Genomic DNA, 20,844 nt, shown 5'->3' with positions numbered 1-20,844 from the left:
CCCCCGGCGCGTTAAGCCTTCTGCTGCTAATGGTCCAGCTTCGCGGCAACCTGGTCATTCAACCGCTGCAGCAGCGGCACAGCCTGCGCCAGAATCCGCCGTTCCTCGGCGCTGAAGGAATCGATGCCGCCGGCCAGCGAGGAAATCGCGCGTTGCCGGTAGGCTTCAATGGCCTCCTTGCCGTCGCCGGTCAGGCTCACCAGGCTGGCGCGCCCGTCTCCAGGGTCCGGTTGGCGCTGGACCAACTGGTCGTTTTCCATGCGGATGACCAGACCGGTCATGGTCGGCTGGGCCACGCGCTGCTCGATGGCCAAGTCGCCCACGCGCTGGGGGCCCAACCGGTCCAGGGTGGAAAGCACCCGCCAAGCGGTCACCGATCGGCCTTGCCCGGCCGCGCGTCCAAGCAGCCGGGACATGGTGCCCGACGCTAGTGCTACGCCGGTGGCAATGCCACTGGCTTCTGTCGATAGGTCGCTCATGGAAAATACCTTAGCAGAACAGCATAGGCACACTATGCGGGTACGGAAAACCCGCCGGGGCCAGTTGGAAGCAACTGATCCCGGCGGGCGATGGTGCGGATTACTTGGCGGCGTCCTGCTCTGCAGCTTCCGCTGCGCCGGCGAGCTCCGCGGCTTCAGCCGAAGCAGCTGCGCGCTTGCCCCATGGGCTCCACAGGGACAGCACGGTTGCGATAACGATCGCGCCCAGGATGACCAGAAGCGAAACACCCACGGAAATGTCCAGCCACGCGTAATGCAGAGGCTCGCCGCCGTTGATGAACGGCAGGCTGTTCTCGTGCAGGGCGTGGAAGACCAGCTTCACGCCGATGAAAGCGAGGATGAAGCTCAGTGCGTGCTTCAGGAAGACCAGGCGGTTCATCAGGCCACCGAGCAGGAAGTACAGCTGGCGCAAGCCCATCAGCGCGAAGATGTTCGCGGTGAACACGATGAACGCGGACTTGGTCAGGCCGAAGATGGCCGGGATCGAGTCGAAGGCGAACAGCAGGTCGGTCATGCCGATGGTCACGAAGACCAGCACCATCGGGGTGAACAGCTTCTTGCCGTCGACCACGGTGCGCAGCTTGGCTCCATCGAAGTCCTTGGAAATCGGCAGCTTGGAGGTCAGCTTCTTGACCAGGCCGCTTTCCTCGTCCTCATCCTCGTCCTTGAGCTGGTTCCATGCGGTCCACAGCAGGAAGGCGCCGAAGATGTAGAAGACCCACGACCACTGCTCGATGATCGCGGCGCCGAGCACAATGAAGATTGCGCGCAGGACCAACGCGATGATGATGCCGAACATCAGCACTTCCTGCTGGTACTTACGCGGTACCGAGAAGCGCGCCATGATGATGATGAAGACGAACAGGTTGTCCACCGACAACGCGTATTCGGTGACCCAGCCGGCGTAGAATTCCTGGCCGAGCTGCGGTCCAGCCTGCGTCCAGATCACCGCACCGAAGATCAATGCCAAGGAGATGTAGATGCCGACAAAAATGCCTGCTTCCTTCATGGAAGGAATGTGCGGACGCTTGGTGACGTACAGCAGGTCTGCGATGAGCACCGCGCACAGAACAATCAGCGCGATGATCTCGAATTGAATAGTTAACCCATTAGTGCCCACGGACGAGCGACCTTTCGTTGGAGGGTATGGAAAATCGCCGCAAGTCTCTCCGCCGCCACACCAGAATTCGAAACGCTTAGATAGCTGGCTCAGTGATCGGCTGCTGTGCCCGGCGAAACATCATTGGTTCGCGTGTTGACGTCCACAGCATTGGGATACTCCCCTACGTCCAGTGATCAAGTGTAGCGCACAGGAACTGCACAGGCTCGGCCCAAGTCCCAATACTGCGCCGGACAGCAGCAGGGTTACGCGTGCCCGGCGGCCTTCATCTGGCGCAATTCCTTCTTCAACTCGGAAACTTCATCGCGGATCCGGGCGGCCAGTTCGAACTGCAACTCAGCGGCCGCGGCGTGCATCTGCTCGGTCATTTCCCCGATCTGGGCCAGCAGGTCCTCGGCCGGGGCGGCGGCCAGTCCGTCCTTGCGCACGGTGGACGAGGCCTTGGTGCGCTTGGCATTCTTCGCCAACCGGTTGTTGTTCAGCAGTTCCTGGGTGTCGGCATCCTCACGCGCCAGCTGGTCGGTGATGTCAGCGATCTTCTTGCGCAGCGGCGTGGGGTCGATCCCGTGCTCCTTGTTGTGCGCTTCCTGGATTGCCCGTCGGCGATTGGTCTCCTCGATCGCCTGGTCCATGGCATCGGTGATCTTGTCGGCATACATGATCACCTGGCCCGAGACGTTACGCGCGGCACGGCCGATGGTCTGGATCAGGCTGGTGGCCGAACGCAAGAAGCCCTGCTTGTCGGCATCCAGGATCGCGACCAGCGAAACCTCGGGCAAATCCAGGCCCTCGCGCAGCAGGTTGATGCCCACCAGCACGTCGAAGGAACCCATGCGCAGCTCGCGCAGCAGCTCCACGCGGCGGATCGTGTCCACATCGGAGTGCAGGTACTGCACCCGCACCTGGTGCTCGGTGAGGTAGTCGGTCAGGTCCTCGGCCATGCGCTTGGTCAGCGTGGTAACCAGCACGCGCTCATCGCGATCCACACGGGTGCGGATCTCATCGAGCAGGTCATCGATCTGGCCCTTGGTGGGCTTGACGATGATCTCGGGGTCGATCAGCCCGGTGGGGCGGATGATCTGCTCCACGAACCCGTCGGACTTGCCCAGCTCGTACTTGCCCGGGGTGGCCGAAAGGTACACGGTCTGCCCGATGCGCTCAAGGAACTCATCCCATTTCAGCGGGCGGTTGTCCATGGCACTTGGCAGGCGGAAGCCGTGTTCCACCAGCGTGCGCTTGCGGGACATGTCGCCCTCGTACATGGCGCCGATCTGCGGCACGGTGACATGCGACTCGTCGATCACCAGCAGGAAGTCATCGGGGAAATAGTCGATCAGGCAGTGCGGGGCGCTGCCGGCATCGCGGCCGTCGATATGGCGCGAGTAGTTCTCGATGCCGTTGCAGAAACCCATCTGCTCCATCATTTCCAGGTCGTAGGTGGTGCGCATGCGCAGCCGCTGGGCCTCGACGAGCTTGTTCTGCGATTCCAGCTCCTTCAGGCGCACCGCCAGCTCGTCCTCGATCCGCTTGATCGCCTTGTGCATCCGCTCGGCACCGGCCACATAGTGGCTGGCCGGGAAGATGTACATCTCGGTCTCCTCGCGGATCACCTCGCCGGTGACCGGGTGCAGGGTGTGGATCGCTTCCACCTCGTCGCCGAAGAACTCGATGCGCACGGCCTGCTCTTCGTACATCGGGATGATCTCCACCGTGTCCCCGCGCACGCGGAAGGTGCCGCGGTGGAAGTCCATGTCGTTGCGGGTGTACTGCATGGCCACGAACTGGCGCAGCATCGCGTCGCGGTTCAGTTCCTCGCCGGTGCGCACGGTGACCATCCCGGCCACGTATTCCTCGGGAGTGCCCAGGCCGTAGATGCACGAAACGGTGGCGACCACAATGGTGTCGCGGCGGGTGAGCAGGGAGTTGGTGGCCGAGTGGCGCAGGCGCTCGACTTCCTCGTTGATCGAGGAGTCCTTCTCGATGAAGGTATCGGTCTGCGGGACGTAGGCCTCGGGCTGGTAGTAGTCGTAGTAGGAGACGAAGTACTCCACCGCGTTATTGGGCATCAGCTCGCGGAACTCGTTGGCCAGCTGGGCGGCCAGGGTCTTGTTCTGCACCAGCACCAGGGTGGGGCGCTGCACCTGCTCCACCAGCCAGGCGGTGGTCGCGGACTTGCCGGTACCGGTGGCACCGAGCAGCACGATGTCCTTCTCTCCGGCGTTGATCCGCTCGGTCAGCTGCTTGATGGCCTGCGGCTGGTCGCCGGCAGGCTGGTACTCGCTGATGACTTCGAAGGGGGCGACCACGCGCTTGATCGGCTGTGCAAGACTCATGCTTCCAGCATATCCACTTGCCCCGACCGTTGGGGTCGCGCCCTAGCCAGCTTTCAGCTTAAATCCGGGGTGCTACTTGCGCATCCCGTAGCGGATCGCATTGCGCTTGACGGTGCGCTGGATGCTGCTGCCGAAGAATCCCACGGTCATGATGGTGGCGGCAATCAGCCCCAGCAGGGACAGGAAGCCGGAAATGTAGACCACCGGCGAATACGGCCCGGATTCGCTGGCAACGAATTCGGCGCGGCCGCCAAATCCGAGCCACAGCACCAAGGCGACGGCGAAAGCGATCAGGGTGCTCCACTTGCAGATCTTGTACATTCCTACTCCTGTGCTGGCGCCAATTGGCGGTAGAGGGCAGAAACCTGCGCCTCCAGTTCTTCCAAGGTACCGCAATTATCCAGCAGGTAGTCGGCTACGGCCGCCCGCTGGTCATCCGTGGCCTGCGCGGCCATCCGGGCCTCGGCATCTTCCCGGGTCCAGCCGCGGTCCTGGACCATGCGGCGGATGCGTTCGGCGTGCGGGGCGGCCACGACGACCACCGCGTCGAAGCTGTCCAGCTGGCCGGTCTCGACCAGCAGCGGGATGTCCTCGACCACCAGCGAGCCGGCTGGCGCGCCTTGGCGCAGCTTCGCCGCTTGCTCCCGCACCAGCGGGTGCACGATCGCGTTGAGCTTGGCCCGCGCCGCCTCGTCGGCGAAAACTATCGCGCCCAGTGCGGGACGGTTCAGCGACCCGTCGGCCAGCAAAACGGCTTCGCCAAACGTGTCCTTGATCGCAGCCAGCCCGGGCGTGCCGGGTTCGACCACCTGGCGCGCCAACGCGTCGGCATCGATGACTACGGCTCCCAGGGCGGCCAATTTGGCCGCGACCGCAGATTTTCCGGAGGCCACTCCCCCGGTCAGTCCCACATGCATCATGTTCCCACCCTATAAACTAAGAGGGATGAACACCAACGACTCGGCCGCGACACGGTACACGACCTTGACCAGCGATTGCGTGCACGAGCTGGAAATCAAGCGTTCGCGATTCATCACCTACCTCTACCGGGTCGAAACCGAGGCCGCCGCCCGCGCGCAGATCGCGGCCCTGCGCAAGACCCACTTCGATGCCCGCCACCACTGCAGCGCGTTCATCCTGGGCCCCGATCGCATGGCCCAGCGCTCCAACGACGACGGCGAGCCCTCGGGCACCGCCGGCATCCCGATGCTCGATGCCCTGGCCAAGCGCGAAATCGCCGACGGCAGCGTGCTCTCGGATGTGCTGGCCGTGGTGGTCCGCTACTTCGGCGGGATCAAGCTTGGCGCCGGCGGACTGGTCCGCGCATATTCCGAGGCGGTATCTTCCGGGCTGTACAATGCGCAGCTGCACCTGCGCCAGCGCATGCGGATCTTCACCTTCGCCGCCGCCCACGCCGACGCGGCCCGCTACGAGAACGAGCTGCGCGCCGCCGGCTACCAGGTCGAACCGACCCTCTGGCAGGCCGATGCCGCAATCGTGCAGATCGGCATCCCGGACACGCCCGAAGCCGCCGCGCAGCTGCGCACCGGCATCGCCGCACTCACCTCCGGCGCCGGGGAACTGGCCGCCGCCAACACGCAATGGGTTGATCTGATTTGAACTCCGCCGCCAATCCCGAAGGCACGCCCGCTGCCGCCAGCAGCCTCCAGGCCCTGCTGCCCGCCCTGCGCCGCTGGCCCGATGTCGAAGCCGCCAACCTCTACGCCGCCGACGCCTGCGACCGGCTCATCCTGGACACCTGCGCCGCCGCGGCCGGACCCTCGGACCGCTGGCCGGATGCCATCGCGGTCATCGGCGACCACTACGGCGCGCTGGCCCTGGGCGCACTGGCACTAGGCAGCACGAGCGTGCGCGTGCACACCGATTCGCTCACCGCGCGCCGGGCCATCGAGGCCAACCTCGCCCGGCTCATGCCCGAGCGGGCCGGACACCTCGAATTCTGCACCCTGGAACAGGTTGCCCAGGGCGCCAGTTCGATCCTGCTGGCCCTGCCTCGCGGACTGGACGTGCTGGGCGAACAGGCCGCCGCGGCAGCAGCCGTCGCCGATCCCGGCGCGAAGCTTTTCGCCGGGGGCCGCATCAAGCACATGAGCCGTTCCATGAACGAGGTGCTCGCGGAGCATTTCACCCGCGTCGACGTCTCGCTGGCCCGGCAGAAATCCCGGGTGCTCACCGCCAGCACCCCGCGCGCCGAACAGCCCGCCAGCAGCTTCCCGGCCACTGCCACCCACCAGGTGCGCGGCACCAGCTTCACGCTGCATGCCGGTGCCGGGACCTTCGGTGCCGCCCGGCTGGATCCGGGCACCCGGCTGCTGCTGGAAAACCTTCCGGACCTCTCCGGGCACGCCACGCTGGTCGATCTGGCCTGCGGCAACGGCGCGATCGGCATCTGCGCAGCACTGGAAAACCCGCAGCTGCGCGTGGACGCCTCGGACCATTCGGCCTCCGCGGTCGCCTCCACCCTGGCCGCCGCTCAACGCAACAACCTGGACGGTCGCCTCACCGCCGTGCAGGATGACGCCCTGGGCCGCCTGCCCGACGCCAGCGCCACCCTGGTCACGCTGAACCCGCCCTTCCACATCGGCAACACCGTCACCGCCGACATCGCGTTCAAGCTGATCGACGACGCCGCCCGCGTGCTCGCTCCCGGAGGCACCCTGCTGTGCGTGTTCAACTCGCACCTGCGCTACCGCAGCGAATTGGCCCGCCGCGTTGGCCCCACCGAACAGCTGGCCCGCGACAGGACCTTCACCGTGACTGCATCCACCCGCGCGCACTAGGCTTTTCCACAGGCCGTATTGCCGGCCGGCACGCCGCGCACCGCCTGGCGCATGCTGGGGCCATGAACAGAACTGTCAGCCAGGCGCTAGCCGGGCTTGCCCAAGCGATCAAGGACGCGCCGGCCCTCGCGGTGGACGACGCCCTGGCCGTCGCCGCGTTCATCCCCGTCCTGCACCAGACCCTGCTCTGCCCCGATCCAGCCACCGGCCCCGAACCCCACTACCTGCACGATCCGCGCTACGCCTTGGCCCTGGCCACCGCGGCTGAAGCTTCGGCCCACCAGGCCCTTCGCACCCAGATCTACGCAGCCCACCTGGTCGATGACACCGCGGCGCACACCCTGGCCCAGGTTGAACTCGCCGCGGCCCGCCAGGGCACCACCGATTTCTCCGTCCCTGCCCAGCGCACCGGAATGCGGCCCAGCTTCACCGGCCCTGCGGCACTGCTGGCATCCTGGCTGCGCACCGACCATTTCGAGGCCAAGCGCCGCATCCAGTCCGCCAGCCACGTCTTTGCGCAATACGACTACCAGCATCAGCGGCACCAGGCACAGTTCCCGCTGCTGGCGCGGCGCTTCGCCGATCTGCGCCAGCCGCCAGCCGAAGTGCTCAGCGCGGCCCGGCGCCTGGGCGCTCTGGAACCCCAACGCGACGAATACGCCGCACCGGCCACCGCCTCGGCGCTCACCGAAGATGGCGAGCTGCTTGAATCCATCGTCAACCAGCAATTGGACGAGCCCGACCCCGGCACCCGCAGGCAATTGGTCAACAGCTTCCTGAAATCCCAGAAGGAACGCTTGGGCAAGAAGCGGCCCGAAGCCCAGGAAGGCCTGTACCGGCGGGGCGAACGCGGCGGCCTGGTCCACTACGACCTCGCCCTGCGCCCTACGCGCGCAGAACTCTTCGAATCGGGCATTTCGCAAAGCGACAATCCCCGCTCCGGTTCCGGCCAAGCCGCACGGGAGGCTTTTGCCCAGTCTCCGGGACAACGTACAGAGCAGGATGCTGCCCCTGGCACTTCCTACCAGGCCGACGCCGGAGGCCATCCGGATTTCTTGACCGATGAGGAAGCTGCCGCCAGCGAAGATCCTGTTTCCCCACCGCTTTCTCCCGCGGCACGCCGCCTCAACGGCCTGATGAATCTGCTGGAGATCAACACGAAGCGGCTCCAGGAGCTGCTGGATGCCGCGCGCAATGGCGGGACCCCCAAGGGCGCCGATGGGAATGATGCAGGCACCGTGGATGTCCCCACCATCACCCCGCAGGTCGTGGTCATGCTGACCTTGGACGAGTTGGAAGGCCGCGCGAGAACCCATGGCATCACCCAGCACGGTTTCAAGCTCGATGCAACTGACCTGCGCCAGACCCTGTCCAGGGCACGCATCATCCCGATGGTGCTCGGCGGCAGGGGCGAGCTGCTTGATATCGGGCGCAGCCAGCGCAAGCATCCGAACTACATGCGCCTGGGTGTTGCGGTGCGCGATCGCGGCTGCATAGTTCCCGGGTGCACCATGGATCCCGAACGCTGCAACATCCACCACATCTGGTTCTGGTCCGAGGGCGGTGTCACTGCGGTCTACTGGAGCACGATGCTCTGCGACACGCATCATCATGACGTTCATGCCGGGTTGATCAAGGTCATTGCCGACGATGGCGTACCCAAGGTCATCCTGCCCAGCTTCGTCGATCCCACCCAGACCCCGGTGCGCAACAGCTACCACATGGCCAAGGCCGCCTAGTTCGCGGCAATGCGCCGGCGCCATCCGGCTAGATCAAGAAAGGGCGTCCACCGTGCACGCGGACGGCTTGGGCGTTGATCCCCAATGGACGAAGGTCGATCCGGTCGATCTCGCCCCGCTCATTATTCTCGAAAGTATCAGCCGTAACCGAATCACCGGCAGGGGTCTGGACCGCCAGGCGGCGCTTGGTTCTGGCCAGAGGCTCGCGTGCCGATGCCGGGACGTAGTAGGCGCTGGCCTGCTTCCCTCCGCCGTAGAGCCATGAAGCGCGCACCGCGACCGGGCGTGAGCCCCAGCCGCCGAGCCCTGCAATGACCAAGCGCTGGCCGGTTGCCTCTAGCAGTTTCCCATTCAGGTTCTCCCCATAGACCCAGGGCTGGGACGCGATGCCCAGGAACTCTTCGGCAGAGCGCTGGTTGACCGCATGCACCCCGTGCACCGGGCACATCTCTGAGCAGAAAATGAATCGCGGATCCTCAAATTTCTGCTTGGACCCGTTCTTGTCGTCGTTGCGGCACAGGCAGGCCCCGGTTTCTTCCGTTTCGATGAGGATCGCGTTGCCATAGGCCCGCAATGACGTTGGACCAATTCGGTGGTCCGCTGGAACTTCGAGTGCGAAAAGTCCCATCGATTTCAAGCGCATCCAGCGCAGCATGCTCAGCAGCAGGCTGATGCCCAGCAGGACGGCCGCGGCGTACACGTCAAGACGGTAGCCTTCATCCAAGTCATGCAGCGAATGAACTTCCGTGCTGACCAGTTCCCAGCCCAGCCGGAGCAGCGGGTAGATCAGTGCTCCTACCGCAAGCTTCCATACCATGGGCGACATTTGCTTGGTGATTCCAAAATCGCTCTTTTGCCCCGGCGCCAAGGCGATGCCTCCTGAGGCTTCACGCTTCCAGGTTCTCAGCAGGCGTCGGAACCGTGCGTCCATGAGACCTACGGACAGTGCGAGCAGCAGGAAATAGCCCAGCGCCAGCATCAGGATCCTTTGCAGGTCCCCGGCCGGAGCCAGCAGGAAATAGATTCCGGCGGCTACGCCCAAGCCCATCCAGGGTGATTGCCGTCCGCCGCCAAAGATCATGGCCAGGACGGTAGCGACCATGGAGAAGGAGAGGATGTCCATGAAGCCCTTGTCCAGGTACGGGGAATGCAGAAGATCCGAACGGACGAAGACCACCAGTGCAACCAGCGGAAGCCAGGTCGCTACGGCAACCCAGAAATTGGGAATAGTGCGCGGTACAGTTTCCCACTCCTCGCGGCTGACCTGGCGCACCGGGATCTGCTGTCCGGCAGTTGCGCCTGCCGCATAGTCTGCCGGCGAATTTCCTGTCGTTGCCATGTGCTACTACCTGCCGTTAGTGAGTCCACCTGATCGGTGCACTTTTAGTCTAACCTCAGCAAGTATTAAGAGCAGTGCTCCTTCGGAGCTATTCCTGTCCGGCGGATGTCAGCAGAAATAATGACGTGCCAGCCATGCCGGCAAGCAAAAAACCAGTTAAACAACGAAGGTCCAACCCTTGCAGGGTTGGACCTTCGTGAATCAGCTAGAGCTAATCACGATCTCTGCACGAGGCAGAAGCCGGAATTAGTTGCCGGTCAGCTTCTCGCGCAGTGCAGCCAGTGCTTCGTCCGAAGCCAGGGTGCCTGCATCGGTGGCTGGTGCCTCCGAGGAGTACGAAGCTGGAGCTGGCTCGGAACCACCGGCAGCAGCAGGCTCTGCTTCTGCGTCGGCAGCGATAGCGGCAACAACCTGCTTCTTGTGTGCTTCCCAACGCTCCTGGGCAGCAGCGTACTGTGCTTCCCATGCAGCGCGCTGGGTGTCGAAGCCCTCGAGCCATTCGTTCGACTCTGGGTCGAAGCCCTCTGGGTACTTGTAGTTGCCGGCCTCGTCGTACTCTGCAGCCATGCCGTAGAGTGCTGGGTCGAACTCGGTGCCCTCTGGGTCAACACCTTCGTTAGCCTGCTTGAGCGACAGCGAGATGCGGCGGCGCTCCAGGTCGATGTCGATGACCTTGACGAACAGTTCGTCGCCAACGGAGACAACCTGCTCAGCCAGTTCAACGTGGCGAACTGCAAGCTCGGAGATGTGAACCAGGCCTTCGATGCCGTCTTCGACGCGTACGAACGCACCGAATGGAACCAGCTTGGTAACCTTGCCCGGTACAACCTGACCCAGTGCGTGGGTGCGGGCGAAGGTCTGCCAAGGATCTTCCTGGGTAGCCTTCAGCGACAGGGAAACGCGCTCGCGGTCCAGATCGACTTCCAGAACCTCTACGGTTACTTCCTGGCCAACCTCGACAACCTCGGATGGGTGGTCGATGTGCTTCCAGGACAGCTCGGAAACGTGTACCAGGCCGTCTACGCCGCCCAGGTCCACGAATGCACCGAAGTTGACGATGGAGGAAACAACGCCCGGACGAACCTGGCCCTTTTCCAGCTTGTTGAGGAAGGTCGAACGAACCTCGGACTGGGTCTGCTCGAGCCATGCACGGCGGGAAAGCACAACGTTGTTGCGGTTCTTGTCCAGCTCGATGATCTTGGCTTCGATTTCCTGGCCGATGTATGGAGCCAGGTCGCGCACACGGCGCATCTCGACGAGCGATGCTGGCAGGAAGCCACGCAGGCCGATGTCCAGGATGAGGCCACCCTTGACAACCTCGATGACGGTACCGGTAACGACGCCGTCCTCTTCCTTGATCTTTTCGATGTCGCCCCAAGCGCGCTCGTACTGCGCACGCTTCTTGGACAGGATCAGGCGGCCTTCCTTGTCTTCCTTGGTCAGGACCAAGGCTTCGACGCTGTCGCCAACGGTGACAACTTCACCTGGGTCAACGTCGTGCTTGATGGAAAGCTCGCGGGAAGGGATGACACCTTCGGTCTTGTAACCGATGTCGAGCAGAACTTCGTCGTGGTCAACCTTGACGACGGTGCCTTCGACGAGGTCACCATCGTTGAAGTACTTGATGGTGGCGTCGACTGCGGCCAAGAAGTCCTCAGCAGATCCAATGTCGTTGATTGCGACGACTGGTGCGCTGTTGTTCTCGTTCGAGGTGATGGTCATGTAGTAGGGACTCCGATGTGGATAGATTTGATCAGTCGAAACCCCGGAAGTCCCGGAATTTCGAAGGGGGTAGAACATGAATGCGGACATGACGAAGCCATGGCACGCTGTTCAAGTCTACGCGCCTAGCACACCGCGGGTCAAAGCGTAACCCGCTAACATCCTCGCCAGCATTTTGTGAACTTCGTCATATCAACCGGATAATGCGACCCGTCCCACTAGAAACCGTGCGGCGTGAAACCCTCGCGAGCCACGCTGAACAAGTGAACCCAGTCCCCCGCAGCTCCCCCGCCGACCAGTTCGGCGCGTCCCGAATCCAGCAATTGGTCCAGCTGCACGGTGCCCAGGTACAGTCCAGCCAGCTCCCGCTCCGAAAGCGCCACGCGCGGCAGCCCGGGGTCGGCCTGCCCGTCCTCGATCCGGCTCACCGTGGCGCGGGAATCGGACACCTCGAAGAGGTAGGTTCCGGAGATCAGCTCCAGCCGGTCGCTCACGCTCAATAGCAGCCGGGCATCGCGCTGGTAGCCGCGCGCTTGGAAGGCGGCAACAACATCGAGCACGCGCAGCCACAGCACATCGTCAATGGAACGCACGTGGTAGTCCCGCACGTTCTCCAGCACCTGGCGCAGTGGATCGGCCACCGGGCCTTGGCCATGCACTTCTTCGACCAGATCATGGTTGCCCAGGTACTCGAAGAGCTTGATGCGCGCGGCGTCGCTGGTGGCCACCAGCTTATGCACCACCAGCTTCGCCTTGGGCTCATCCCAGCCGCCGAACTTGTAGGTGGCGAATCCGCCGAGCTGGCCAGCGTCATCGTAGTAGGCGGCAAAACGCAGGTTCTTCGGCTTTTCCAGGGTCTCCCAGGTGTCCCAGCGGCCCAGGGCAAAGCCATTGTCGAACTCGGTGCTGTCCACGGAGCCGAAGGTCTGCTCGAGCGCGCGCACGGCCAGCGCGGCATAGCCGGGCCCGAAATGCTGCGGATCGGCATCCACCACCCGGCCGGGAACCTGCACGCGCAGCTTCACCCCGTGGGCGCACTTGAGCGTGAATCGGCTTTGGTAGGTAGCTGGCTCGAAGCCGTACCGCCCGTAGATCGTCGCTTCCGACGCGGTCAAAGCCGCAATAGGGAAACCCGCCTGCTGGGCATAGGCCAGGTCGGCGGTGATTTGCCTGGACAGGATGCCGCGGCGCCGATAGCTCGGCGCGACGGTGACCGCGGAGATCTTATGCGTTGCCACCGGCGCCTCGCCGCCGGCATTGAGCAGCCCGGGGAATGCTCCATAGGTGTGCACCGGGTAGGTTGCATGGCGCGAGTGCGGTTCGGCCTGCTGATCGAACACCAGGGAGAAGCGCATTTTCTGCGCATAAGTCAGGTCCAGGTAGTGCGTCCAATTGGGCTCTTCGGGCAGCTGCTCGTAGAAGCCGATCCCGGTGGCCTGATGGAACAGCTTGATCGATTCGTCGAGTTCCGGACTGCGGATCGCAGCCTGGCAGGTCCGGGTTTCCAGCTGCGGCGGGGTCTCTGGTCTCATCGTGCTCCTTGGCGAGGAAATCGGCTGATCACAGTCTATGCGCCTGTCCGGCCGGCGCAAGGGGTGCATTCACCAGGCAGCGGAGAGCGTGGTGAACCGCAGGCCGGAATCCAGCACCTGCCCCAGCCCGAGCGCCACGCCCTTGGCAGTACCCGAGGCGGGCTGGTTGAAGTGCCCGATGCCGACGTCCCCGGCGGCCAGCTGGCGGACCTGGGCGGCCACGGCTTGCGCGCCAAAGGTCGCCCCGGCGTCCAGGTTGACGGTGAAGTTCATCGGCACCACGCCCAGGTCCCGGCACATTGCCGCGCCGGCTTCGTCCATATGGGCGGTGCCGGAGCGGAAGAATTTCGCGGTGATGCCGAATTGGTCGGCAAGATACCGCTGGTTGCCCATCACCTCGTCGTAGGCCTGGCCGATCGACTCCGTGCCCCCGATGCCGTAGGCTGCCTGCCCGGAAGTGGCCAGCGGGGCGTGGCTGGTTCCGTGGTTGGCGATCTCGAACAGCTCGTCGCTGGCCAGCTCGGCCATCAGCGGCGCGTTGGCGCGTGCCCAGCGTTCGTTCACGAAGAGGGTCGCGGGCACCTGCTTGGCACGCAAGGCGTCCAGCAGGGCCCCATCCACCCCCGAGCCCCGGGGTCCCCCGCAGGCATCGAAGGTCAACGCCGCGGCGGCATTGCCCTTGGGCAGGCCCAGCTCGATGCCCGGGACTTCCAGCCCGAACTGCCCTGCAGGAACATTCTTGAACTTTTCCATGACCTGGCTCCGGCTCGGATACACCGTCTGGAGGCTGGCGGTAGGCCGGGGTGAAGCAGTGGCGGTGGGCGAAGGACTCGCCGTTGCCGAGGCCGACGCGGACCCGGCTCGTTCCGCCGGTCCGCCGGTACTGCAACCGGAGACCAGCGCGGCGGCCAGCGCCCCCAGCCCCAGGCTTCCGGTTTTCAGCGCCCAACGGCGCGAGTAGTGCTCCAAGTTCGTCTCTTTCCCCAAGCCCATTCGATCCTGCCGAAAGGGGCAGGAACACCCGCGGTGCCCCTGCCCCTTTCGATTGCTGCCCCTAGTGCGCGGCGTCGTGCCAGGTCCGGCCGATGCCCGGCTGGACATCCAGCGGCACCAGCAGATCTGCGGCCTGTCCCATTTCGCGGGTTACCAGCTCCTGCACTGCTTCCAGCTCCTCCTCGGCGATCTCCAGGATGAGTTCGTCATGGACCTGCAGCAGCATCCGGGACTTGTACTGCCCAGCGCGCAGTCCCTCGTCGATGCGCAGCATGGCCACCTTCACCAGGTCGGCGGCCGAACCCTGGATCGGGGCGTTCAACGCGGCACGCTCGGCGATGTCGCGCAGCCGGCGATCCGAGCTGTTCAGCTCCGGCAGGTAGCGGCGGCGTCCGAAAATGGTTTCGGTGTAGCCATCCTTGCGGGCCTGGTCGACGACCGAACGCAGGTAGGTGCGCACGGCACCGAAGCGGTCGAAGTAGTCCTTCATCAGCTTGCGGGCCTCGTCCACGCCGATCTTCAGCTGCTTGGACAGCCCGAAGCTGCTCAGCCCATAGGCCAGGCCGTAGCTCATCGCCTTGACCTTCGAGCGCATCTCCGAGGTGACCTCGTCCGGCTCGACGTTGAACACGCGCGAACCAACATAGCGGTGCAGGTCCTCGCCGTTCTGGTAGGCCTCGATCAGCCCCTCGTCTTCGGACAGGTGCGCCATGATGCGCATTTCGATCTGCGAGTAGTCCACTGTCAGCAGGCTCTGGTAGCCGGCCCCGACCATGAAGACGTCGCGGATGCGCCGGCCCTCTTCCGAACGCACCGGGATGTTCTGCAGGTTCGGGTTCAGGCTGGAGAGGCGCCCGGTCGCGGCCACGGTCTGCGCATAGGTGGTGTGGATCCGGCCATCATCGTGGGTGGCCTTGAGCAGGCCGTCCACGGTCTGGCGCAGCTTGATCGCGTCGCGGTAGGCCATCAGCGCGACCAGGAACGGGTGCCCGGTCTTGACCAGCAGATCCTGCAGCGACTCGGCATCGGTGGTGAAACCGGTCTTGATCTTCTTGGTGCGCGGCAGATCCAGCTCTTCGAACAACACCACCTGCAGCTGCTTCGGGCTGGAGAGGTTGACTTCGTGGCCGATCGCGGCGAACGCGTCGTTGGTGGCCTGGTCCACCTGCTCGGTGAAGTGGGCACGCAGTTCGTTCAGGCGATCCACGTCCACTGCCACGCCGGCGCGTTCCATCTCGAAGAGTACCGGAATCAGCGGCAGCTCCATCTCGGCAGCCAGTTTGTCCGCGTGCTTCTCGGCCAGCTTGGTAGCCAGGTAGGCGGAGAGGTCGTGGATGGCCTGCGCCTGGGCCAACGTTGGCTCGGCAAGATCCGAAGTGAGCCCCAGATCCAGTTCGCCCTTCTTGGCCTGATGCACCGGCACGGCGTACTTCAGGTGGTACTGCACCACGTCCACCAGGTCGTGGCTGCGGCGATCGGGCTGGATCAGGTAGGCGCTGATCAAGGTGTCGTCCTTGACGCCGGCGATCCGCAGCCCGCGCTCGATGAGCAGGTGCATGGCGGCCTTGGCATCGTGGAAGAGCTTCGGCGCGTTCTCATCGGCCAGGAACTGCGCAAGCACGCCTTCGGTGGCTTCATCGAGTTCGGCCAGTTCCAGCCAGAGGGCTTCCGACCCGCGGAAAAGGGCCAGACCCACGGCTTCGCCGTCAACCGCAGCAGGCTGGATTGCGATCGGCGCGCCCTTCCCGGCCCCGATGAATCCGTCCAGTGCGTCGGCATCGGCGCCGAGCACCCGGGAGAATTCGGCAACTTCGGGTGCCGCTTCCTCTTCCTGGGCTGCAAACAGGTCGAACAGGCGCTTGCGCAGGGTGTTGAATTCCAGCGCGTCGAACAGGTTCTCGATCTCTTCGCGGTTCGGGGCTTCGAGTTCCATCTGATCGAGCGTGACCGGGAGTTCCAGGTCGTGCTTGAGCTGGTTCAACCGGCGGTTGCGGGTCACGTTGTCCACGTGCTCGCGCAGCGACTCGCCGACCTTGCCCTTGATGTTCTCCACATTCTCCAGGATGCCGGCCAGGTCCCCGTAGAGGTTGATCCATTTGGCGGCGGTCTTCGGCCCCACGCCTGGCACACCGGGCAAGTTATCCGCGGTTTCGCCGACCAGAGCCGCCAAATCCGAGTAGCGCTCGGGACGCACGAAGTACTTGGCTTCCACCGCTGCGGCATCCATCGGCGGGATATCGCTGATGCCCTTCTTCGGGTACAGCACCAAGGTCTTGTCGGTGATCAGCTGGAAGGCGTCGCGGTCGCCGGACACCACCAGCACGTTGAAACCGGCTTCTTCGCCCTGGGTGGCCAGCGTGGCCAGGATGTCATCGGCCTCGAAGCTCTCCAGGGTGATCGAAGGGATGTTCATCGCCTTCATGACTTCCTGGATCAGATCGATCTGCCCGTAGAACTCTTCGGGCGTCTTATTGCGTCCGCCCTTGTACTCGGTGTACTCCAGCGAGCGGAAAGTCGGGGTGTCCAAGTCGAAGGCCACCGCAACGTGGGTGGGCTTTTGCTGGCGGATCATCGTCAGCAGCATCGATACGAATCCGTGCACGGCATTGGTGTGCTGGCCGGTGCTTGTTGCGAAGTTCTCTGCAGGCAGCGCATAGAACGCGCGGAAGGCCATGGAGTGTCCGTCAATAATCAGCAGTCTCTTGTCCGACGAGGCAGTCGGTTTGGTAGTTTCGCTCACACCTGAAAGCCTAGTTGCCATGAGCGACAATTTCACTTCTCGAACCACGCAATCTTCGGCACATCCGTTTGCCGCGCAGCTGGCCCGCCACGGTATTCCCGAATCCATGTGGCCCTACCTGCTGCACAATGGCGTGGGCGAACTCGTGGAGAAACTGGAAATCATCTTCACCGGGTTCGAACCCCAGCGCGTTGCCGCCACCATGCCGGGGGCGGGCAACACCCAGGTCTACGGCATCCTGCATGGCGGCGCTTCGGCGGCACTTGCCGAAACCCTCGGTTCGATGGCCGCTGCGCTGCACGGTGCCGGCCGGGCCAACCCGGTCGGCGTGGATTTGAACATCACCCACCACAAGGCCGGGCGCACCGGGCTGGTCACCGGGGTATGCACGCCGGTGCATCTGGGCCGCAGCAGCACCTGCCATGAGATCGTGATCAGCAATGAGCAGGGCCAGCGTGTCGCGACCGCTCGTATCACCAACATGCTGCTGCCGGTCGAAAACTGATCCCCGCAGGCGCCGCTCCCGCCATGCCCGGCTGATCCGGCTTTCCGGAACGCTGCCCTGGCCGGCAGATTCCCTTGGCCGCTTAGCCGATCGCGTAGCGCGAGAGGAAGATATCTGCGCCGAGCTCGGTGATCCCCAGGGCCGAGAGCTGCGTGCTGATCCCGCGGCCAAAGATATTGGCCCCGTCGCCCAGCACCTCCGGAACGGTGACCAGGAGCAGCTCATCGAGCGCATCGGCTTCGACGAACGCTCCAGCCAGGTCGGCACCGCCAACCACCCACACGTCCCCGGCCCCTGCGCTCTGGGCGATGTCCCGGCTCCAGAAGCCCACCTCGCCGCGGATGAAGGTCAGGTCCGCTCCGGGCAGTGTCGGCAGTTCATGGTGTGTGAAAACCCACACCGGCTTCTCGCCGAACACCCACGGCACGGTTCCCTCGGCAGCATCGCGGACGATGTTCTCGTAGGTCTTGCCACCGATCACTACGGCGCCGACGCTCCCGAAGAACTCGTCGAAATGCTTTTTCACTCCCGGCTGCGTGGCATAGGGGATGAACCATTGGACGCTTCCGCTGCGATCGGCGATAAAACCATCGATGGAGGCACCCACGTAGTACTTGAAGCTAGTCATGGCTCCAGTCTAGGGGTGCCTCCATCGAAGGCAATATCAAGTTGTCGAGGGACCCGAAAATCGTGTCGGATCCGCCCGCAGCCGCGAGCAGTTCCTAGTGGCTCGAGGAGAAGCCCAGGATCGCTTCGCTCAGCTGCGGCACGATCAGCACCACGCCGAAGAGGACGATCAGGCCGCAAATCGCGAAGCAGGCGTAGGCTCCGGCATTGCTCAGGCTCTGGCTGCGGCCCTCGTCCTTGGCAACTGCCAGCAGGCGGACGCCGAAGGAGTAGGCCGCCACGATCGCCATCGCGGAAAACCAGGTGATGGCGGCGACGATGAGAAAGGCTGTCCAGTCAATCATGAATTATCGGCTTCCTTCTGCGCTGCGGCAACCTTGGCCAGCTTGGCTTCCGCCTTGGCCTTGGCGCGGCGTTCCTTCTTGGTCAGGATGTTCACCGCTGCACCCGAGTTGTCGATGTCGGAAATGTTCGACTCGTGGTCATGCGGCTGCTTGCGCGAGAGGAACCAGATGGTCAGCATGGCGCCGGTGCCGGCGATCGCGACGATCACGATGCCGATGGTGCCCAGGTGGGTAATCGCTGCGGCCACGCCGCCAACGGCCGCGGCTGCTGGCAGGGTGAACAGCCAGCCCAACGCGATGCGTCCTGCGGTGCCCCAGCGGACTTCGCCGCCCTTGCGGCCCATGCCCGAACCGATCACGGAGCCGGAAGCTACCTGGGTGGTGGACAGCGCGAAGCCCAGGTGCGAGGAGGTCAGGATCGCCGAAGCGGTGGACATCTCGGCTGCGAAGCCCTGCGCGGGCTTCACGTCGGTCAGGCCCGAACCCATGGTGGCGATGATGCGCCAGCCGCCGGTGTAGGTACCCAGCGCGATGGCGAAGGCACAGGTGGCAACAACCCAGAACTGCACGCCGGAGTCGGAATCCTGCAGGCCAGAAGCCACCAGGGTCAAGGTGATGATGCCCATGGTCTTCTGCGCATCGTTAGTGCCGTGGGACAGCGCGACCAGCGAGGAGGAGAAGATCTGCCCGTAGCGGAAGCCGCCGCGCTTGGGCGCCGCGCCATTCTCGCGCTTGGTGATTGCGTAGGCCAGCTTGGTGCACAGGTACGCGGAGATGCCGGCGATCACCGGCGCGCACAGGGCCGGAAGCAGCACCTTGGAGAGCAGCACGCTGTAGTTCACCGAGGCGAAGCCTGCACCGACGATCGCGGCGCCTACCAGGCCGCCGAACAATGCGTGGGAGGAGCTCGAAGGCAGTCCCAGCAACCAGGTGAACAGGTTCCAGATCACGGCGCCCATCAGGCCGGCGAAAATCATCGCCGGCCCAATAGCCACGCCCGAGGTCGGGTCTTCGTTGATGATACCGCCTGAAATGGTCTTCGCTACCTCGGTGGAGAGGAATGCGCCAACCAGGTTCAGAATTGCGGCGAGGGCAACTGCCTTCTTAGGGGAAATTGCTCCGGTTGCGATTGGGGTGGCCATCGCATTGGCCGTGTCATGGAAACCATTGGTGAAGTCGAAAAACAACGCCAAGGCAATGACCAGGACGACGATAAGCGTCAAATCCATTGAATACCAGCCTGAGGGGTCGAACGGCAAGGAAAAAGAGAACGGGCCAGAAATAGGATCCTGCGAAAGGCATTGGCGTGCAGGACTTCGTTCTAAGCGCAATTTCCATCTTAGGCGTACGGCGCAGTACGTCAATCCGGAACTTCAACCCCATCCGGGGAAAACTCGGATGAACAACTGGTTACCAGAGGGTTAACTAGCCTCCAAGCGCGGTATCGGCGCATCGCAGGCATAAAAAATGTGCGCCAAACCATAAGTGGCTTGGCGCACAATCCAGTGCTTGGCGGTCCCTACTTGACCTGGTCGACGACCGTCTCGGCAACCTGGCGCATGCTCAGGCGGCGATCCATGGAGGTCTTCTGGATCCAGCGGAACGCTTCCGGCTCGGTCAAGCCCATCTTGGTGATGAGCAGCGACTTGGCGCGATCAACCAGCTTGCGGGTTTCGAACTGCTCGGCCAGGTTGCTGACTTCTTCCTCCAGCGCGCGCAGCTCGTCATTGCGGGAAATCGCGATTTCGATGGCCGGAGTGAGGTCTGCCGGGGTGAACGGCTTGACCACGTAGGCCATGGCGCCGGCTTCGCGGGCACGCTCCACCAGTTCCTTCTGGCTGAAGGCGGTCAGCAAGACGACCGGGGCGATGCGTTCCTTGACGATGGCTTCGGCGGCGGTGATGCCATCCATGACCGGCATCTTCACGTCCATGAGCACCAGATCGGGCTTCAATTCGCGCGCCTTCTCCAGGGCGGTCTGGCCGTTGTCGGCTTCGGCGACGACGTCGTACCCTTCGGAACGGAGAATTTCGACGATATCCAAGCGGATCAGGGTTTCATCCTCGGCAACGACCACTCGACGCGGAGTGGATTGCACCTCGGATGGGATGCGGGTGATTTCAGGTAGTTCGCTCATTGGCGCCTTCCTCCATGGTCAGAAATCCTGCCCGCTGAATGGGCAGTATCTAGATGGTTTCAGTTCAGCGAAGCCACGTTGCCTCGGTTTCACATCTAAGCCTACTGGCATGTACTCTTGTTGAGGCGAAGACGCGAGGTTCCTGATTAGGAAATCTGGAAAACCTCTAGTAAAGTAGTCAAAGTGCCAGCCCAAGTGGCGGAATCGGTAGACGCGCCGCACTCAAAATGCGGTATCGAAAGATGTGTGGGTTCGAGTCCCACCTTGGGCACCAGCATGAAGGCCGTTGGATCGGAAATTTTCCGGTTCAACGGTCTTTTTTTGCGCGCGCAACCACAGGGCACGTGCTCGAGTTCACAATCGCGCTTCGCGGGTGCCAAGGCAAAAAATCCGCCCTGCTCCAGAATTCTGG

Annotated in this window: 19 protein-coding genes and 1 tRNA gene; 6 read left to right on the top strand and 14 right to left on the bottom strand. The window is 63.6% G+C overall.

The features are described from left to right. Positions 1–26: 26 nt before the first annotated feature. From ACNPN0_RS05560 to coaE, 5 genes are all read right to left on the bottom strand, one after another. Entirely contained in the window at positions 27–479 is a 453-nt protein-coding gene (locus ACNPN0_RS05560) for a MarR family winged helix-turn-helix transcriptional regulator (protein WP_105656688.1), read from the bottom strand. Positions 480–579: 100 nt separating this feature from the next. Then, a complete protein-coding gene (locus tag ACNPN0_RS05555) occupies positions 580–1,620 on the bottom strand; it encodes a TerC family protein (protein ID WP_105656689.1) in 1,041 nt (346 codons plus the stop codon). A gap of 245 nt (positions 1,621–1,865) precedes the next feature. Beyond that, positions 1,866–3,953, bottom strand: a complete 2,088-nt coding sequence (gene uvrB, locus ACNPN0_RS05550; RefSeq protein WP_133834225.1) for an excinuclease ABC subunit UvrB — start codon at positions 3,951–3,953, stop codon at positions 1,866–1,868. Positions 3,954–4,025: 72 nt separating this feature from the next. Continuing rightward, positions 4,026–4,274 carry a hypothetical protein gene (locus tag ACNPN0_RS05545; protein WP_448938430.1) on the bottom strand — a complete coding sequence of 83 codons (249 nt, stop codon included), beginning with the start codon at positions 4,272–4,274 and terminating at the stop codon, positions 4,026–4,028. A gap of 2 nt (positions 4,275–4,276) precedes the next feature. After that, positions 4,277–4,873, bottom strand: a complete 597-nt coding sequence (gene coaE, locus ACNPN0_RS05540; protein ID WP_434691012.1) for a dephospho-CoA kinase — start codon at positions 4,871–4,873, stop codon at positions 4,277–4,279. A 25-nt stretch (positions 4,874–4,898) separates the two neighbouring features. Here coaE and ACNPN0_RS05535 point away from each other — a divergent pair, with 25 nt between their 5' ends. The 3 genes from ACNPN0_RS05535 (at position 4,899) to ACNPN0_RS05525 (ending at position 8,493) form a co-directional block, all read left to right on the top strand. Continuing rightward, positions 4,899–5,573 carry an IMPACT family protein gene (locus ACNPN0_RS05535; RefSeq protein ID WP_448938429.1) on the top strand — a complete coding sequence of 225 codons (675 nt, stop codon included), beginning with the start codon at positions 4,899–4,901 and terminating at the stop codon, positions 5,571–5,573. Further along, positions 5,570–6,754, top strand: coding sequence for a class I SAM-dependent methyltransferase (locus tag ACNPN0_RS05530; protein WP_332486755.1), 1,185 nt, complete (start codon positions 5,570–5,572; stop codon positions 6,752–6,754). The genes ACNPN0_RS05535 and ACNPN0_RS05530 overlap by 4 nt, the downstream gene beginning before the upstream one ends. Before the next feature lie 62 nt (positions 6,755–6,816). Next, positions 6,817–8,493, top strand: a complete 1,677-nt coding sequence (locus tag ACNPN0_RS05525; RefSeq protein WP_448938428.1) for an HNH endonuclease signature motif containing protein — start codon at positions 6,817–6,819, stop codon at positions 8,491–8,493. 28 nt (positions 8,494–8,521) lie between these two features. Here the strand turns inward: ACNPN0_RS05525 and ACNPN0_RS05520 are convergent, their stop codons facing one another. The 4 genes from ACNPN0_RS05520 to ACNPN0_RS05505 all read right to left on the bottom strand — a co-directional run bounded on the left by ACNPN0_RS05520 (position 8,522) and on the right by ACNPN0_RS05505 (position 13,839). Further along, positions 8,522–9,832, bottom strand: a complete 1,311-nt coding sequence (locus ACNPN0_RS05520; protein WP_448938427.1) for a hypothetical protein — start codon at positions 9,830–9,832, stop codon at positions 8,522–8,524. A 246-nt stretch (positions 9,833–10,078) separates the two neighbouring features. Further along, on the bottom strand, positions 10,079–11,554 hold the full coding sequence (gene rpsA, locus ACNPN0_RS05515; RefSeq protein ID WP_013349277.1) for a 30S ribosomal protein S1: 1,476 nt from the start codon (positions 11,552–11,554) through the stop codon (positions 10,079–10,081). A gap of 218 nt (positions 11,555–11,772) precedes the next feature. Beyond that, a complete protein-coding gene (locus ACNPN0_RS05510) occupies positions 11,773–13,086 on the bottom strand; it encodes a GNAT family N-acetyltransferase (protein ID WP_448938426.1) in 1,314 nt (437 codons plus the stop codon). Between the two features lie 69 nt (positions 13,087–13,155). Further along, the gene (locus ACNPN0_RS05505; protein ID WP_332486745.1) at positions 13,156–13,839 is read right to left on the bottom strand and encodes a polysaccharide deacetylase family protein; all 684 of its coding nucleotides are present in this window, start codon (positions 13,837–13,839) and stop codon (positions 13,156–13,158) included. On the opposite strand from ACNPN0_RS05505, the gene ACNPN0_RS05500 reads away from it, so the two are divergent. Beyond that, positions 13,838–14,047, top strand: coding sequence for a hypothetical protein (locus ACNPN0_RS05500; protein WP_332486743.1), 210 nt, complete (start codon positions 13,838–13,840; stop codon positions 14,045–14,047). The genes ACNPN0_RS05505 and ACNPN0_RS05500 overlap by 2 nt on opposite strands. A 93-nt stretch (positions 14,048–14,140) precedes the next feature. Here ACNPN0_RS05500 and polA read toward each other — a convergent pair whose 3' ends face one another. After that, positions 14,141–16,753 (bottom strand): DNA polymerase I, encoded by a 2,613-nt coding sequence (gene polA, locus ACNPN0_RS05495; RefSeq protein WP_448938495.1) that lies wholly within the window; start codon positions 16,751–16,753, stop codon positions 14,141–14,143. Positions 16,754–16,838: 85 nt separating this feature from the next. On the opposite strand from polA, the gene ACNPN0_RS05490 reads away from it, so the two are divergent. After that, entirely contained in the window at positions 16,839–17,324 is a 486-nt protein-coding gene (locus tag ACNPN0_RS05490; RefSeq protein WP_448938850.1) for a hotdog fold thioesterase, read from the top strand. An 82-nt stretch (positions 17,325–17,406) separates the two neighbouring features. On the opposite strand, the gene ACNPN0_RS05485 is transcribed toward ACNPN0_RS05490, so the two are convergent. The 4 genes from ACNPN0_RS05485 to ACNPN0_RS05470 form a co-directional block, all read right to left on the bottom strand. Further along, entirely contained in the window at positions 17,407–17,952 is a 546-nt protein-coding gene (locus tag ACNPN0_RS05485) for a dihydrofolate reductase family protein (protein ID WP_105656700.1), read from the bottom strand. 94 nt (positions 17,953–18,046) lie between these two features. Next, positions 18,047–18,295, bottom strand: coding sequence for a hypothetical protein (locus tag ACNPN0_RS05480; RefSeq protein ID WP_332498572.1), 249 nt, complete (start codon positions 18,293–18,295; stop codon positions 18,047–18,049). Next, positions 18,292–19,524 carry an inorganic phosphate transporter gene (locus tag ACNPN0_RS05475; protein WP_332486740.1) on the bottom strand — a complete coding sequence of 411 codons (1,233 nt, stop codon included), beginning with the start codon at positions 19,522–19,524 and terminating at the stop codon, positions 18,292–18,294. Before ACNPN0_RS05475 ends, ACNPN0_RS05480 begins: the two co-directional genes overlap by 4 nt. Positions 19,525–19,814: 290 nt before the next feature. Continuing rightward, on the bottom strand, positions 19,815–20,432 hold the full coding sequence (locus ACNPN0_RS05470) for an ANTAR domain-containing response regulator (RefSeq protein ID WP_105656703.1): 618 nt from the start codon (positions 20,430–20,432) through the stop codon (positions 19,815–19,817). Between the two features lie 189 nt (positions 20,433–20,621). Here ACNPN0_RS05470 and ACNPN0_RS05465 point away from each other — a divergent pair. Continuing rightward, positions 20,622–20,706 (top strand) — tRNA-Leu (locus ACNPN0_RS05465). Positions 20,707–20,844 lie beyond the last annotated feature (138 nt).

The organism is Glutamicibacter sp. AGC84, assembly GCF_053543575.1.
Note: the sequence above shows the minus strand (reverse complement) of the source record. Positions and strands in the feature narration are given on the sequence as shown.

Coding starts and splice junctions, on each gene's coding strand:
- ACNPN0_RS05560 (WP_105656688.1), bottom strand. CDS start 479: ATGAGCGACCTATCGACAGAAGCCAGTGGCATTGCCACCGGCGTAGCA.
- uvrB (WP_133834225.1), bottom strand. CDS start 3,953: ATGAGTCTTGCACAGCCGATCAAGCGCGTGGTCGCCCCCTTCGAAGTC.
- ACNPN0_RS05545 (WP_448938430.1), bottom strand. CDS start 4,274: ATGTACAAGATCTGCAAGTGGAGCACCCTGATCGCTTTCGCCGTCGCC.
- coaE (WP_434691012.1), bottom strand. CDS start 4,873: ATGATGCATGTGGGACTGACCGGGGGAGTGGCCTCCGGAAAATCTGCG.
- ACNPN0_RS05535 (WP_448938429.1), top strand. CDS start 4,899: ATGAACACCAACGACTCGGCCGCGACACGGTACACGACCTTGACCAGC.
- ACNPN0_RS05525 (WP_448938428.1), top strand. CDS start 6,817: ATGAACAGAACTGTCAGCCAGGCGCTAGCCGGGCTTGCCCAAGCGATC.
- ACNPN0_RS05520 (WP_448938427.1), bottom strand. CDS start 9,832: ATGGCAACGACAGGAAATTCGCCGGCAGACTATGCGGCAGGCGCAACT.
- rpsA (WP_013349277.1), bottom strand. CDS start 11,554: ATGACCATCACCTCGAACGAGAACAACAGCGCACCAGTCGTCGCAATC.
- ACNPN0_RS05510 (WP_448938426.1), bottom strand. CDS start 13,086: ATGAGACCAGAGACCCCGCCGCAGCTGGAAACCCGGACCTGCCAGGCT.
- ACNPN0_RS05500 (WP_332486743.1), top strand. CDS start 13,838: ATGACCTGGCTCCGGCTCGGATACACCGTCTGGAGGCTGGCGGTAGGC.
- ACNPN0_RS05505 (WP_332486745.1), bottom strand. CDS start 13,839: ATGGAAAAGTTCAAGAATGTTCCTGCAGGGCAGTTCGGGCTGGAAGTC.
- polA (WP_448938495.1), bottom strand. CDS start 16,753: ATGGCCTTCCGCGCGTTCTATGCGCTGCCTGCAGAGAACTTCGCAACA.
- ACNPN0_RS05490 (WP_448938850.1), top strand. CDS start 16,839: ATGAGCGACAATTTCACTTCTCGAACCACGCAATCTTCGGCACATCCG.
- ACNPN0_RS05485 (WP_105656700.1), bottom strand. CDS start 17,952: ATGACTAGCTTCAAGTACTACGTGGGTGCCTCCATCGATGGTTTTATC.
- ACNPN0_RS05480 (WP_332498572.1), bottom strand. CDS start 18,295: ATGATTGACTGGACAGCCTTTCTCATCGTCGCCGCCATCACCTGGTTT.
- ACNPN0_RS05475 (WP_332486740.1), bottom strand. CDS start 19,524: ATGGATTTGACGCTTATCGTCGTCCTGGTCATTGCCTTGGCGTTGTTT.
- ACNPN0_RS05470 (WP_105656703.1), bottom strand. CDS start 20,432: ATGAGCGAACTACCTGAAATCACCCGCATCCCATCCGAGGTGCAATCC.